Source organism: Texcoconibacillus texcoconensis (assembly GCF_014202575.1).
Taxonomy (GTDB): Bacteria; Bacillota; Bacilli; order Bacillales; family Salisediminibacteriaceae; genus Texcoconibacillus; species Texcoconibacillus texcoconensis.
Genome location: NZ_JACHHB010000006.1, coordinates 141,133 through 154,254 on the forward strand (window position 1 = coordinate 141,133; position 13,122 = coordinate 154,254).

Annotated in this window: 15 protein-coding genes; 12 read left to right on the forward strand and 3 right to left on the reverse strand. The window is 39.4% G+C overall.

Features of this window, described 5'->3' with window-relative positions:
• Positions 1–16: 16 nt before the first annotated feature.
• Entirely contained in the window at positions 17–1,090 is a 1,074-nt protein-coding gene (locus tag HNQ41_RS08125; protein WP_184663914.1) for an FUSC family protein, read from the reverse strand.
• Between the two features lie 205 nt (positions 1,091–1,295).
• On the opposite strand from HNQ41_RS08125, the gene modA reads away from it, so the two are divergent.
• Together modA and modB are read left to right on the forward strand one after the other, a co-directional pair.
• Positions 1,296–2,078 (forward strand): molybdate ABC transporter substrate-binding protein, encoded by a 783-nt coding sequence (modA, locus tag HNQ41_RS08130; RefSeq protein ID WP_184663915.1) that lies wholly within the window; start codon positions 1,296–1,298, stop codon positions 2,076–2,078.
• A gap of 17 nt (positions 2,079–2,095) precedes the next feature.
• On the forward strand, positions 2,096–2,752 hold the full coding sequence (modB, locus tag HNQ41_RS08135) for a molybdate ABC transporter permease subunit (RefSeq protein WP_184663916.1): 657 nt from the start codon (positions 2,096–2,098) through the stop codon (positions 2,750–2,752).
• Positions 2,753–2,769: 17 nt separating this feature from the next.
• Here the strand turns inward: modB and HNQ41_RS08140 are convergent, their stop codons facing one another.
• Positions 2,770–3,561 (reverse strand): YihY/virulence factor BrkB family protein, encoded by a 792-nt coding sequence (locus HNQ41_RS08140; RefSeq protein WP_184663917.1) that lies wholly within the window; start codon positions 3,559–3,561, stop codon positions 2,770–2,772.
• Positions 3,562–3,770: 209 nt separating this feature from the next.
• Between HNQ41_RS08140 and HNQ41_RS08145 the strand changes: the two genes are divergently transcribed.
• Complete coding sequence (locus HNQ41_RS08145; protein ID WP_184663918.1) at positions 3,771–5,432, forward strand: hypothetical protein; 1,662 nt, start codon at positions 3,771–3,773, stop codon at positions 5,430–5,432.
• Here HNQ41_RS08145 and HNQ41_RS08150 read toward each other — a convergent pair.
• Positions 5,429–5,785, reverse strand: a complete 357-nt coding sequence (locus tag HNQ41_RS08150) for a DUF192 domain-containing protein (RefSeq protein ID WP_184663919.1) — start codon at positions 5,783–5,785, stop codon at positions 5,429–5,431. The two genes, HNQ41_RS08145 and HNQ41_RS08150, sit on opposite strands and share 4 nt — an antisense overlap.
• A gap of 263 nt (positions 5,786–6,048) precedes the next feature.
• On the opposite strand from HNQ41_RS08150, the gene HNQ41_RS08155 reads away from it, so the two are divergent.
• The 9 genes from HNQ41_RS08155 (at position 6,049) to HNQ41_RS08195 (ending at position 13,116) form a co-directional block, all read left to right on the forward strand.
• The gene (locus tag HNQ41_RS08155) at positions 6,049–6,222 is read left to right on the forward strand and encodes a Flp family type IVb pilin (protein ID WP_184663920.1); all 174 of its coding nucleotides are present in this window, start codon (positions 6,049–6,051) and stop codon (positions 6,220–6,222) included.
• Between the two features lie 86 nt (positions 6,223–6,308).
• Positions 6,309–6,809 (forward strand): A24 family peptidase, encoded by a 501-nt coding sequence (locus tag HNQ41_RS08160; protein WP_184663921.1) that lies wholly within the window; start codon positions 6,309–6,311, stop codon positions 6,807–6,809.
• Positions 6,810–7,199 (forward strand): TadE family protein, encoded by a 390-nt coding sequence (locus HNQ41_RS08165; protein WP_184663922.1) that lies wholly within the window; start codon positions 6,810–6,812, stop codon positions 7,197–7,199. It begins immediately after the preceding gene.
• 2 nt (positions 7,200–7,201) lie between these two features.
• On the forward strand, positions 7,202–8,113 hold the full coding sequence (locus HNQ41_RS08170; RefSeq protein ID WP_184663923.1) for a pilus assembly protein TadG-related protein: 912 nt from the start codon (positions 7,202–7,204) through the stop codon (positions 8,111–8,113).
• 23 nt (positions 8,114–8,136) lie between these two features.
• Positions 8,137–8,670, forward strand: a complete 534-nt coding sequence (gene cpaB / locus HNQ41_RS08175) for a Flp pilus assembly protein CpaB (RefSeq protein WP_184663924.1) — start codon at positions 8,137–8,139, stop codon at positions 8,668–8,670.
• 15 nt (positions 8,671–8,685) lie between these two features.
• Entirely contained in the window at positions 8,686–9,861 is a 1,176-nt protein-coding gene (locus tag HNQ41_RS08180; RefSeq protein WP_184663925.1) for a CpaE/TadZ family protein, read from the forward strand.
• A 17-nt stretch (positions 9,862–9,878) separates the two neighbouring features.
• A complete protein-coding gene (locus HNQ41_RS08185) occupies positions 9,879–11,231 on the forward strand; it encodes a TadA family conjugal transfer-associated ATPase (protein WP_184663926.1) in 1,353 nt (450 codons plus the stop codon).
• A gap of 3 nt (positions 11,232–11,234) precedes the next feature.
• On the forward strand, positions 11,235–12,194 hold the full coding sequence (locus tag HNQ41_RS08190; RefSeq protein WP_184663927.1) for a type II secretion system F family protein: 960 nt from the start codon (positions 11,235–11,237) through the stop codon (positions 12,192–12,194).
• Positions 12,195–12,198: 4 nt separating this feature from the next.
• A complete protein-coding gene (locus HNQ41_RS08195) occupies positions 12,199–13,116 on the forward strand; it encodes a type II secretion system F family protein (protein ID WP_184663928.1) in 918 nt (305 codons plus the stop codon).
• Positions 13,117–13,122 lie beyond the last annotated feature (6 nt).

Sequence of the window (13,122 nt, forward strand, 5' to 3'; positions counted from 1 at the left end):
TTATTTCGCTAAAGTTTCACTTATTTTTCACATTCTTGACGTTGAAATCCTTATCGATTGTTTCCATGTGAGTAATTGCTTCGTGAAGTTCTTCAAGTGCGTCGTGTAAAGAAAGAAGTTCATAAAATAAAACCGTACGATCGCTAAAATAATGGTGATCTTGAGGGTTGATTTTCTGTTGATAAGCAAATTGTAGGTGATGATTCAAGTCGTTCATCACGTAATAATCATAATCAGAAAATGACTTGTTCGGGTCTTCCATCATCGTTGATAACAAAAGTACAACTTCTTCGACCGTTTTTTGCTCTTCGTCATTTAAATAAATAGGTTTATGTAAGTATTGTAAGTTTCCAAGATGTAAGACGACCTTTTGCATAGATGTAATAATTTCTTTTAAATGATTAAATCGTTTTAATTCAGATCTTTTTACAGTGTGGTAATGCCACTCCTTTTCTTGAAAAAGAGCAAGGTCGTTTATTTTTTCAATACTTCGTCGAAATTCAATGTACGTTTCAGAGAGCGTTGGATAATCGGAGTTTTTGCGCGTGAAAATTCGGTCAGTTGTTTCATGAATGACATGACTAGCTTGTCTAAAAGAAGTTTGTAGATGTTTGCTGATCATGGGTGTATATTTTGGAGGAAGAATAAAAAAGTTTACTGTTGCTGACACAACAAGGCCGATCGTCGTTGTGCTTAAACGAGTCAGAAAAGATAAAAGGTATGGTTCTTGAATATCAGGGATCATAGCTACAGCTGTTAAAGTTGCGACAAGTGTACCAGCCTGTAAGCGTAATATTTGACATGAGAAGATCGTGAGTACTGCTGCTAGTGTATAAGAAATTGCTGCTTCTCCCCATATATAAACATTGAAGACAGCAAACATCGCTCCTAATCCGGAAGCAGGAAGGCGTATGAGACCTTTTCGTAATGAATCGTATGCAGTCGGTTCAATGGTAACAATCGCGGTAACAACAGCGAAGATTGCAGGAAGGTTAAGAGTAAGACAGATCATAGATGTCAAAAAAACAGCAATCCCTGTTTTTATAATTCTTGCACCAATAAGTCCAGAACGGAATACACGTTTTATCATCATGACGACCACCTAGTTGCAAAACAGTTTAAAGAAAGCACTTTGTAACGATGTCTTGTTCGTTACAAAAACGCCTATTACTTTATCATATAATTCAGATAATTGAGTTGCAATACCTTAAAAAGATTCTCCATGGTATAATGTGAAGCGGAAAAAGAAAACATTCTGTCGAATTGAAGATGTTCTTAACAAATTAGGTGATGTGATGATCATAAAGAAAAAAATCATGTATGGCATGTTAGCGACATGTTTGGCAATGACACTAGTGGCTTGTCAAGGTGGTACAGATGATAATAAAAGGACGCTGAATGTGTCGGCGGCTTCTTCGTTAATGGTACCTTTACAAGAAGCAAAACGTGAATTTGAAGCAAATCATCCTGATGTTGAATTAATTTTAAATTTTGCTTCCTCTGGTAATCTGCGTGAACAAATTACACGCGGGGCACCAACCGACATTTTTTTATCCGCATCGGTTCGTGATGTCGACATGATCGATGAGGAAGGCTTAGTTGATGATCGATATGCCTTATATGAAAATGACCTTGTCGTAGTCATGAATGCATCACGTGCATTTGAACTCAATGATATAGATGATTTGACGACAAGTTCTTTCGATCAGATTGCGATTGGTAATCCAATTACTGTACCGGCGGGACGGTACGCGAAGCAAAGTTTGAAAAACCAAGGTGTTTGGGCAGATTTGGAAGACCGGTTGTTGTTAGCTGGTAATGTAAGACAAGCTTTAACCTATGTTGAAACGAATAATGTCGAAGCAGCAATCGTTTATGAAACCGATGCACTCGCAGCCGAAAGTGTCGAAATCGTTCATGAGATTGATCGCTCCTCATTTGATTCGATCATCTATCCCGCTGCTGTATTAAAACGTGCAGAAAATCAAGATATCGTTGACCAATTTATCGAATGGATACAACAACAGGAAGGTCGAGTGCTTTTTGAAAACGCAGGCTTTCAATCTCTAAATGATTAATAAAGAGTGGGTGGAATATGGATTTTTGGTCACCAATTTTTTTATCGATACAAGTAACAATTATAGCTAGTATATCAACGTTTATCGTCGCAGTTGCCGTGGCTTGGTTGATGCGCCGACGAAAGTTTAAAGGAAAAAATATTGTTGAGACACTCCTCTTATTACCTCTTGTTTTACCTCCAACTGTCGTGGGTTTCGGGCTTCTTTGGATGTTTGGTCGTGATAGTTGGATTGGTCGATTATATGAGAGTATATTTAGCAGTTCGATTGTTTTCTCTTTTACTGCAGCGGTTATGGCCGCTTCCGTTGTCGCCTTTCCGATTATGTATCAGACGATCAAAAGTGGTTTTCAGTCTGTCGACGCAGAGTTAGAAGATGTAGCTAAGGTTCTAGGTGGAAACAAGTATCAAATATTTCGTTATGTAACTATCCCGTTAGCTCGGGACTTATTGATTGTCGGCTATATTCTTGGTGCTGCACGTGCTTTAGGTGAGTTCGGAGCAACACTTATGTTTGCAGGCAATATTCCTGGCGTGACACAAACGATTCCAACGGCTATTTATTTGGCTGTAGAATCAGGTCAGACAGAACTGGCGCTATATTGGGTGCTATCGATGGTATTTCTAGCGTTCTTTTTGTTGCTGCTTGTTCAAAGGAAAAGAACAAATAAGTAAAACGATCTATATCTTTCTTAATCAATATCCTCTTTTAGCATCGCGTTAATTTCCCCACCTAATAAAAGTAAAACCGAGGTGAGGTGAAACCAAATGATAAGCGCGATGATCGCACCAAGGGTCCCGTAAGTAGCGGTGAAATTGTTGAAATGGTCAAGGTAAACTGAAAATCCAAACGTTGCGATTTGCCAACCGATCGTCGTGAATAAGGCACCAATGTAAACTTCTCCTAATCGCAGCTTTAGGTTAGGGCCAACTAAATAAAGGATGAGAAAGACAGCAAATAGCAAAAGGGAAGTTAATAACCAACGGAATATATAACTATTATAAAAGATCGATTCTACAGCAAAATACTTTGACCATTGATCGCCGATAATTTGAAACAAAAATGCAGCCAAAACGACTAACAAGAGAACGATTGTTAAACCAATTGACATAAATCGTGAAAGGATCACCCCTCGTTCTTCTGTAACATGGTAAGCCAAGTTTAATGAGCGAAGTATCGCGTTTAACGCAAGTGAAGCTGTCCAAAGCGTAAAAATGACACCGAATGATAATGCACCTGTTCTTTCTTGGTGCGTAATAAATGTCCATTGGTCTTCAACAACCTGTAAAACTTCAGATGGAATATAGTCCGTTTTTAAAAATGTGTACAGTTCCATGAATGTAAAAGGTAGGTAAGAAAGTAGCGTAACAGCAAAAATAAGTAAAGGGAATAACGATAACAATAAGTAATATGCGCATTGTGCACCTAGATCAATTAATCGATGATCTCGAAAACGTCTATATAAAAATTGAAGAAATTTCATGTTATCCCTGCCTTTGAGGAAAATCGATGTTGTTTCAGCTTTTCTAATGTCTAGCTATAGGCGCTATCGGCTCGAGATCACCTCAATCCGAGAATCGAAGCAGAAATCGGCTTAACTTCCATGCATCCAAAGAGCGTTTACTTCGGCGCATAAGCTTCGATTTGCCTCGACGGATACGCTACAAAGCAAGGCTAGAAGAGGAAGAGGCAGTGCTCATCGCCGATACCCAAGCGCCTTACGCTTTTCTAATGTCTAGCTATAGGCGCTATCGGCTTGAGATCACTTCAAGCCGACAATTGAAGCAGAAAGCGCTTCTGCTTGTCGGCTCTCCAGTGCTCATCGCCGATACCCAAGCGCCTTACGCTTTTCTTGTTATGTTTCTTATTTTTTGGTTTGGCTATTCAATGGAGATGATGTTAAAAAAGAAACGAGTGAGGAGGATCATGATGGAACGAAAAGCGAAAAAACTTTCTGTGAAACCGTACAAATGGACGGTGGCCCTAACGGCACTTCTGATTCTCGCTTCAGGTTGTGGAGAAGAAGAACAATCGGAAGGCGCTCAGTCAGAGGAGAATCAAGAAGAGAGTGAATATGAAGAACCTGAGGTTGAGGAAAGAGAAGGGATTGATCGCTCAGAAGACGTCTCCCTCTTTGTGGAAAAACTTCCACACGTTTATCACCCTCAGTCTGCTTCATCGATTATGATGAATATCGATGAAGAATTAGAAAAAGAATTACAGTCTGGTGATTATCGTGTCGACATTCCTCGTCCAAATGAATGGTTTGACCAAGTTGATGTTTCTGTTGAAAAGGCGATACAAGACGAGGAAAGCGGAGAAATATTTGTTGATGCGCTCTTGTCGTACCCTGAAATTTCAAAAGCTGACATTGAGCACTTAGAAGATGAAGTCATCACGAACATTAAAAGTTCGGCAAATGAAGGAAAAGTCTCGTTTGAAGATGTATTTTTTGAAACGTTAGACGCCGAGGAATTTGAGCAAAAAGAAACTAAAAAAGAGCTAGTTCTAGAAGAAATTGACGATGATGAAGATTCGTTCCGATTTAAGTCGATCGAACAGCCTGGATCATTTTTTTCATCTGTTGCCGATTTATATGAACAAACGGTTGCTGAGCAAATAGATGAAGTGACTGTAGAAGCAGATGAGGAAAATATGGTTGATCAGGATACAACCGTTCAAGTGAATTATCAGGGTGAAATGGTGGAAACGGCAGATTTACAAGCACCATATTTAGCTGAAAACGTGGAGATTACTTTAGCAGATGGAAGTGAAGTTCCTGCGGGCACTTTGTGGGATGGTGTGAAAAACGAACAAGGTGCGACCATTGTTGCGTTAGGTTTTTCACCTGAAGATTTCTTCCACCGTCTCAAATTTAGTGATGAAAGTGAACAAGGCCAACGTGCCGTTTATTTACAGCGTCCCTATGCAGTTGCTACAGAAGATACGGTCGTTGGATATATGAATACTGAAACGAACGATTTTACAGTGGCAAATATCGTAAATGGTTCGATAGAAGGTATTAGTGACTTGTACTGGTCACCTACGGAAGATTATGTCGCTTATTCTTGGATCGCAAGTGGGGTCGGATCTGCTCATTTTGATGTATACGATATTGGATCTGAAGAAGTAATTTCACTAACTGAGTTAAGAGATCTAGGTGTTGAGCATATGTACGAATTTTCTAACCCGAGCTGGTCAGAAGATGGGGAAACTCTTTACGTTGATGTTGTGGAAAAGGAAGGACCAGAAGACGTAATAGAAGTTGAGGATATGCAAACGTGGCAATTAGATGTCGCAAAGAGAGAATTAACAGAAGTCGAAAAACGAGAAGCGGGACTGGCAAATAGCTAGTCCCGCTTTAAATCGTTAAAAGAAATTTTCCAACCGGCGCGAATATCATATTTGGCAATTGTTCCAACAGGAAGTTCTAAACAAGCGTGCGCTCCTCTAATTCTTGAAGTGACTCGCCAAGGTTTTAAACTTTCTACCGTTTTTATAACAGTATTTTCTCGGTCTAAAAAAACGACATCAATTGGAAAGTGCATAAAAAACATATGGATGCTATTACAAGGGGATAGAAGCAGACCTTCGTGTTGAATGGGTTCTTTTTTAAGCATAAGACCACGAAATCTTTTTACAAATGTATCGGCCACTTGAACTTGAATGGAAGTTTTAACGCTGATTTCACTTTTCTCAATTACCAATTGATATACATCCCTTCCTTTTTACCCAGTAACCCCCTATAGTATCTATTTCACTATGGTGGTATTATTCATTTACTGACCTAATTTAACGTAAATAAATGGATGAAATGATCCGAGGTGAAATGGAAATGATAAGAATGCGTTCTTTCCATTGTGCTTCTTTGAGTAATGACCATCCAATTCATACAAATCCATGTTAATGAAAGAATAAAGGATAAGATCATTTGACGGTCGGAAGACTGAACAATAAAGGGGGATTACAAATGATGAATTTACTTTGGAACCTTGTTCGTCGTGAAGAAGGACAAGGGATGACGGAATACGGGTTAATTCTAGCCTTAATTGCAGTAGGGGCTGTTGTCGCTCTTGGGCTTTTAGGGGATCAAATAGCAGCGCTTTTCGAAAATATCACGCAACAGTTTAATACAACTCCATAATGTTTAAATCCAGATAAATGGTATGTAAGCTCCTCTTTTCGTGATCAATCATGAAAAGGGGAGCTTTTTATCAAGGAGGAAAATTAATGCTCGATGTTGTCTTGATAATCTTATTAGTGACAAGTGTTTTCACCGATCTCATGTACCGAAAAATTTTTAACTTCATCACTTTTCCCACGACCCTATTTGGTTTTACATATCATATTTGGGAAAGTGGGGTGGACGGGCTGTTATTTAGTGGGTTCGGATTTATCGTTGGTTTAATCGTTCTTTTCGTTCCTTTTTTTCTAGGAGGAATAGGTGCAGGAGATGTGAAGCTGTTGGCAGCGATCGGTACATTAAAAGGGGCAAGTTTTGTTTTTTATGCTTTTATTTATACATGTATAGCTGGTGGAATGATTGCGATGATTTATTTACTTAAATCAACGCGAATAAAACAAGTCATTGCGCGCATGATTTCTGTACTTACGTTAAAAACTGAAAGTAGTATCAAGAAAAATGCTGAGCAATATAAACAGCAAACCTTTCCATATGGGGTTGCGATATTTATAGGCACCCTCTGTTCTTATTGGTTAGGAGGGGGATAAATGGACTTATTGAAGTCGAAAAAAGGACAAGGGACAGTTGAACTTGCGATTACCTTAGTTCTGCTATTCGTTATATTATTTGCGATCGTTGATTTTGGTCGGATTTTTCATGCCAATTTGGTATTAAATCATATAGGTCGAGAAGCCGCTCGTGAGGTAAGTATAGGTTCTGCGGATAGCCATGTAGCATCAGTCATTCAAAATCAATCAACAGGGATTGATTCTGGCAGAATCAACATCGTTATTACCCCTAATCAAACGCAAAGAAGCAGAGGATCGTACGCAACGATCCAGTTATCATACCCTGTTAATACCATTACACCGGTCTTGTCCAACTTCTTACCAAATCCACTTATCGTCAGAAATCAAACCGTAACAAGGATTGAGTGAACATGAAAAAATTCATAAAAAATGAAAAGGGATCAGTCGTTGTTTTAGTTGCACTTTATATGACGGTCATGATGGGATTATTAGCATTAGTGATTGATGGAGGATCCCTTTATTTAGAGCGATCTAAATTACAAAAAGGTGTTGACCTTGCTGTGTTAGCAGGCATGCAAAACCTTCCTGAAAATCCGAGCCGGGCAATGGAAGCGGCTGAAGATGTTGCATATTCAAATGAATTAGCTGATAGAGAAGTATCGATTCAATTACAAGATGATGGAACCTCGTTATATGCGGAAGCAAACCGTAATGTTTCATTTACATTTGCAAAAGTTTTAGGCTTTTCCGATCAAGACGTGTCCGCGACAGCGAAAGCTCAAGTTGGTTCCCTCTCTTCTGTACAAGGAGCGATACCTCTGGGGGCCTACGGCGAGAAAACGTTTTCCTTTGGGGATCAAATAGAAATGAAGGTTGGCCCGAGTAGTAGCGACACAAGTTTTTTAGGGGCATTGCGATTGTCGAATGATTATGAAGGTGATTTAAAACGGGGGCATCAAGGTACGTTATCCGTAGGGGATGTAGTCAGTCCAGAACCTGGAAACATGGCAAGGCCAACACAGAGGGCGATTGAAACGAGGATGAACAATTGCCCTTATCATCAACAAGGGAAACAACCGACACACCTTGATCATCCTGATAACTGTCCTTTAGTGGTCATTGTACCGATTTATCGAGAAGTCACCCCAGGAAATTTTGATCGTCTTGAAATCGTTGGTTTCGGTTCATTTTTTATTGACAGTGTCGGAAGAGTCAATGAAGGAGCACCGATTACAGGAAGATTTATTCGTTATGCATTTTCAGGTGAGTTTTCACCAGTGATCAATCAGTATGGTGCGTACGCTTATAAATTAGTTGAATAATCGTTAACAAAGGAAGGGCAGCTATGACGAATAAACGAGTGTGGCTAATTGCAAGTATATTCGGATTAATAACGGCTGGCATATTGATGATCATTTTCGTAGATACCAATCAACAAGACTCAGAAATCGTTGAGGAAGAGTTCGTTGTTGAAGAAGAGCTAACTGAAGAGGAAGAAGATTTGACAGCATTACCGATTGCTGACGGATATCGTGCCATATCGATTGCGGTATCAGGAACAGAAGGTGTCTCAGGATTTATTCGTTCAGGTGATTATGTGGATGTTGTTTCACTCCTTCCTTCATTAGAGGAGGAGGTTCCAGCCTCGCAGTTGTTGTTACAAAACATTTACGTTTTATCAGTTGGTGGGCCAAGTAATCGTGGTGTTGAAGAAGATTATGTTCCATATGAGACCGTGACACTAGAAGTGACACCAGAACAAGGAGCTACGCTGGCATTAGCTGCTGAGAATGCGTCGATCGTGCTGATGTTAAGAGGAGAAGGTGATGGAGAAACCGTCAGACAAAGACAAATCACCATCGAGCAGCTTGTTGATTAAAGGAGAGTCATCAATATGAAAGTGAAATGGCATGTTTTATCGGAAAAGGAAAGTGAGATCGAGCCGGTTAAAGTGCAAGTTCGTAAAACAGGACGATCTGTTAAATATTTTTCTACCGAAAAGAATTTTAAACGACAAATTCACGCAGATGAAGCAGCGGTCATCTTTTTGCATGAAGGTTTTTCTTATGATGTATATGACTTATGTGGAGAATTGTCTTATAAATACCCTCTGACAGCCATTGTACTGATTACAGATGACATCGATTATCGAAAGGCCATGTATGTCGGAGCTGTTGATACGATTTCGCTTCCTTTGCAAGACGAAGATATCAGGCAAGCTATGGATAAAGCGACAAGTGTGCTCGAATATAAAATGGAAAATTTACCTGAAGAAGAAAAGGAAGAAAAAGAAGGAAAGATTGTGACCGTATGTAGTACGAAGGGAGGTGTTGGTAAAACGACGATTAGCGTGAACCTCGCTGTCTCGTTAGCGAAAGAAGAAAAAAGTGTTGCGATTGTAGACTTGGATCTTCAATTTGGTGATGTGTCGATCTCGTTAGATGTTCAGCCGAAAAAAACGATTTACGACTGGATTAAGGAAGTTTATGAAACGGAAAGACAAGAGGTTTTAAGTTATATGACGAAGCATTCAAGTGGTGTTGAAGTCATGCCTGCCCCTACGCTCCCGGAATTTGCAGATATTGTAACAGGGGAGATCGTCAGCCATTTATTAGAACGGTTACAAAAAGAATACGATTTTATCATTATCGATACACCTCCTGCTTTAATCGAAACAACGCTCGTTGCTTTAGAACAATCAGATGAAATATTTTTGATCACTTCGATGGATTTGCCGACGATTAAGAATGGGAAACTTGCGATCGATACGCTTGATCTGCTCGGTTTAAAGGGGAGAATTAAAGTCGTCCTTAACCGCGATGCGGAAATGGAAGGGATGAATAGAGGCACGGTTGAGAATATTTTAGGTATGAGTATATATTCAAGAATTCCAAGTGATTATAAAGTTGTTGTTTCTTCATTAAATCAAGGGAATCCATTCGTCATCGCACATCCGAGGTCGTCACTTTCAAAATCGATAGAAGAATTATCTAATAAACTGACGGATAAAGACGATGAAAAAGAAAACAAAAAGGGGTTATTCAAGCGACTATTTAAAAAGAGTAAATAAGGAATGGGAGGGTTGATATGTCACTTTTAAAACGTTTAAATGAAAAATCACTCACAACTGAAAATAATAAAGTTGACGCTAATAAAGCGACACCCGTTCATCAAAAATCCAATCGTCAAGAGCCTAGCATTTATGAAAAATTGCATCAATATGTTATGGAAGAGCTAAATGAAAATAGTGAAATTACAGATGATCAATTAGAAGAAGCGATACCGTCGATTGCAGAGGGATTTTTTGAGACAGAAGGGGAACGCTTAACGTTCGAAGCAAAGCAACAACTTGTCGACAGAGTGATTGATGAATTAACGGGTTATGGGCCAATTACGACATTGTTAAAAGATAAGGATGTAAGTGAAATCATGGTTAATGGTCCGAAGCAAATTTACGTTGAGAAAAAAGGGCAAATTGTCCAAAGTCCGATGCAATTTCGAGATGACGACCATGTGCTTCAAGTGATTGAAAAGATTGTCTCCCCTCTCGGTAGAAGGATTGATGAAAGTAGCCCAATGGTTGATGCGCGTCTTGAGGATGGAAGTCGTGTCAATGCCATTATCCCTCCGCTTTCCCTTGTTGGTCCAAGTATTACGATTCGAAAGTTTCCGGAAAGTCGTTTGAATATTGATGATTTAATTCGCTTTGGAACGCTCAGTGAACAAATGGCTAAATTTTTAGATGGATGTGTGAAAGCTCGTTTAAATGTTTTTATTAGTGGTGGTACAGGTTCTGGGAAAACGACGTTGTTAAATGTCTTGTCTAATTTCATTCAATTAGACGAACGAATTGTAACGATCGAAGATGCTGCAGAACTTCAATTAGGACAAGATCATGTCGTTTCCTTAGAGACACGCCCTCCAAACATTGAAGGGAAAGGCGAGGTGACAATTCGTGATCTCGTCAAAAACTCACTACGGATGAGACCGGATAGAGTAATCATTGGTGAGGTGCGAAGTGCCGAGGCATTAGATATGCTCCAAGCGATGAATACCGGACACGATGGCTCACTAGCTACAGGGCATGCCAATACACCACGCGATATGATTGCAAGGTTAGAAACGATGGTCTTAATGGCGGGGATTGATTTGCCGCTTCGTGCGATTCGTGATCAAATTGCAGGTGCCGTTGATTTAATTATTCAACAATCGAGATTAAAAGACGGGAGCCGAAAAATCACCCACGTAACAGAAGTTATTGGTATGGAAGGCGATACGATTGTTCTTCAAGATATCTTTGTTTTTAAACAAACAAGCATGGGGGCAGATGGGAAAATACAAGGGGAGTTTGTCTCGACAGGGATACGGCCGTATTGTGCAGAGAAACTAGAACGTTATGGCATTCACTTGCCTTCAGAATGGTTTGAAGGGGAGGGATAAACGATGTTTGTTATTTTAGCTCTCATATTTACGCTCATTTTTGGGTTCATTGGCTCATTTATCGTAAAAAGAAAAAAGCGATATGAGAAAAGAATTGAAAAATATTTGACAAAACAAGATCGTAATCAAGGTTCAAGTGAAGATGAGGAAGAAGGCAAAGAGGCAAAAAAACCTCTAGAGCAATTGATTATACGTTTAGGGCGTGTTTTTGCAGGCAAGAAAATTGCGAATAAGTGGAAGGAAAAGCTAGCACAAGCGAATATGGACATCAAAGCTGAACATTTTATAGCTAAGAGAATGATTTATGCATTATTTGCTGGGCTGTTTGCTTTTGCTATAAATATGACGGCTATGATGATCTTTTTTGCTTTAATCGGTTATCTTTTGCCTGTCATACAAGTGAATCGCAAAATCAAAAAGCGGTTATCGATTTCTGAAACACAACTCCCTCAAGCGCTCGGCACGATGTCTTCGGCGATGAAATCTGGATTTAGTTTTTTGCAAGCGATGCAATTAGTCGGTAGAGAAATGGATGACCCAATAGGGACGGAATTTAATCGCGTGATTCGCCAAATAAACTTAGGTACGTCTATGGAAGATGCCTTTGGGCAATTGTTAGATAGACTCCCAAATCAAGATATGGAATTGATGGTGAACGCAGTCCTCGTTCAAAGGACGACGGGAGGCAATTTGACCGAGATTTTAGAAATGATGCAAGAAACGATTCGGGAACGTGTTCGCTTTCGTGAGGAATTAAAATCCTTGACGGCTCAAGGAAGGATGTCGGCGATTATTATTTCAATGTTACCGGTAGCGATTGGGCTATTTTTAGCTTTTATCGACCCTGAATACTTTACACCGCTGCTTAACCACCCAGTCGGTTGGGCGATGATTGGCTTTGGTATCATTTCAGGTCTTTTCGGTTGGTTCGTCATTCAAAAGATTGTCACGATTGAGGTGTGAAAAAATGTTATACCTCCTGCTATTTCTTTCAGCGAGTACTTTTATTACTTTACTTACTTATTTATTCCTCTCATCAGTATTTAAAAGGCGATTACAAATAGAAAAGAGAATCAATGTTCTTGTTGAAGCGACAGAACAAAGAGAAGCGATAAAAAAACAAAAAGAAAGAGACAAAAACGTCCTCTTAGACCAACTTACGAAACGTTGGAAAGCATTTGTGCAAAAAAATATGCCCAAAGAGAAACAAGCAGAATTAGAGAAGAAATTAGTGAGCGCTGGTCGGCCATTTAACATGCGTCCTGTAAATTTCATGACATTGCAAGTCATGCTTGGGGCAGGGCTTTTCATCGTTCTTATGACGAATATTTCAAGTTCAGAAAATCCATTACAAGTATTATTTTTTGCTGTTTTGTTAGGGATAGCGGGAATATATTTGCCACATTATTATTTACAAGTAAAAACAACACAGCGAAATGCTGCGATTGAAAAAATGATGCCTGATTTTTTTGATATGTTAAATCTGTCTGTAGAAGCAGGACTCGGTCTTGATGCAGCATTAAAGAAAGTCGCTACACAAGTGAAAGGGCCTCTTTCTGATGAATTTATACAGTTATTAGATGAAATGAAGTTCGGTAAAAGCAAGAGACAAGCATTTTTAGATTTGCGAGACAGAGTGCCGATCGAATCGTTTCAAGCGCTAATCAATGCGATCATACAAGCAGATCAGATGGGGATTAGCATGACGAAAGTATTACGGGCGCAAACTGCGCGAATCCGTGAATCGATGAGACAAAAATCGAAAGAAAAAGCAATGAAAGCGCCAGTAAAAATGTTGGTGCCGATGGTGTTATTTATTTTCCCGACGCTGTTCATCGTTTTGTTAGGACCGATTATCATTCAATTAATGACAGATATTTTGTAAGTGAGA

What these genes read in the sequence shown, in the direction of transcription:
- HNQ41_RS08160 (WP_184663921.1), top strand. Translation starts at nt 6,309, where the DNA reads ATGCTCGATGTTGTCTTGATAATCTTATTAGTGACAAGTGTTTTCACC.
- HNQ41_RS08155 (WP_184663920.1), top strand. Translation starts at nt 6,049, where the DNA reads ATGATGAATTTACTTTGGAACCTTGTTCGTCGTGAAGAAGGACAAGGG.
- modA (WP_184663915.1), top strand. Translation starts at nt 1,296, where the DNA reads ATGATCATAAAGAAAAAAATCATGTATGGCATGTTAGCGACATGTTTG.
- HNQ41_RS08180 (WP_184663925.1), top strand. Translation starts at nt 8,686, where the DNA reads ATGAAAGTGAAATGGCATGTTTTATCGGAAAAGGAAAGTGAGATCGAG.
- HNQ41_RS08140 (WP_184663917.1), bottom strand. Translation starts at nt 3,561, where the DNA reads ATGAAATTTCTTCAATTTTTATATAGACGTTTTCGAGATCATCGATTA.
- HNQ41_RS08185 (WP_184663926.1), top strand. Translation starts at nt 9,879, where the DNA reads ATGTCACTTTTAAAACGTTTAAATGAAAAATCACTCACAACTGAAAAT.
- modB (WP_184663916.1), top strand. Translation starts at nt 2,096, where the DNA reads ATGGATTTTTGGTCACCAATTTTTTTATCGATACAAGTAACAATTATA.
- cpaB (WP_184663924.1), top strand. Translation starts at nt 8,137, where the DNA reads ATGACGAATAAACGAGTGTGGCTAATTGCAAGTATATTCGGATTAATA.
- HNQ41_RS08170 (WP_184663923.1), top strand. Translation starts at nt 7,202, where the DNA reads ATGAAAAAATTCATAAAAAATGAAAAGGGATCAGTCGTTGTTTTAGTT.
- HNQ41_RS08125 (WP_184663914.1), bottom strand. Translation starts at nt 1,090, where the DNA reads ATGATAAAACGTGTATTCCGTTCTGGACTTATTGGTGCAAGAATTATA.
- HNQ41_RS08195 (WP_184663928.1), top strand. Translation starts at nt 12,199, where the DNA reads ATGTTATACCTCCTGCTATTTCTTTCAGCGAGTACTTTTATTACTTTA.
- HNQ41_RS08165 (WP_184663922.1), top strand. Translation starts at nt 6,810, where the DNA reads ATGGACTTATTGAAGTCGAAAAAAGGACAAGGGACAGTTGAACTTGCG.
- HNQ41_RS08190 (WP_184663927.1), top strand. Translation starts at nt 11,235, where the DNA reads ATGTTTGTTATTTTAGCTCTCATATTTACGCTCATTTTTGGGTTCATT.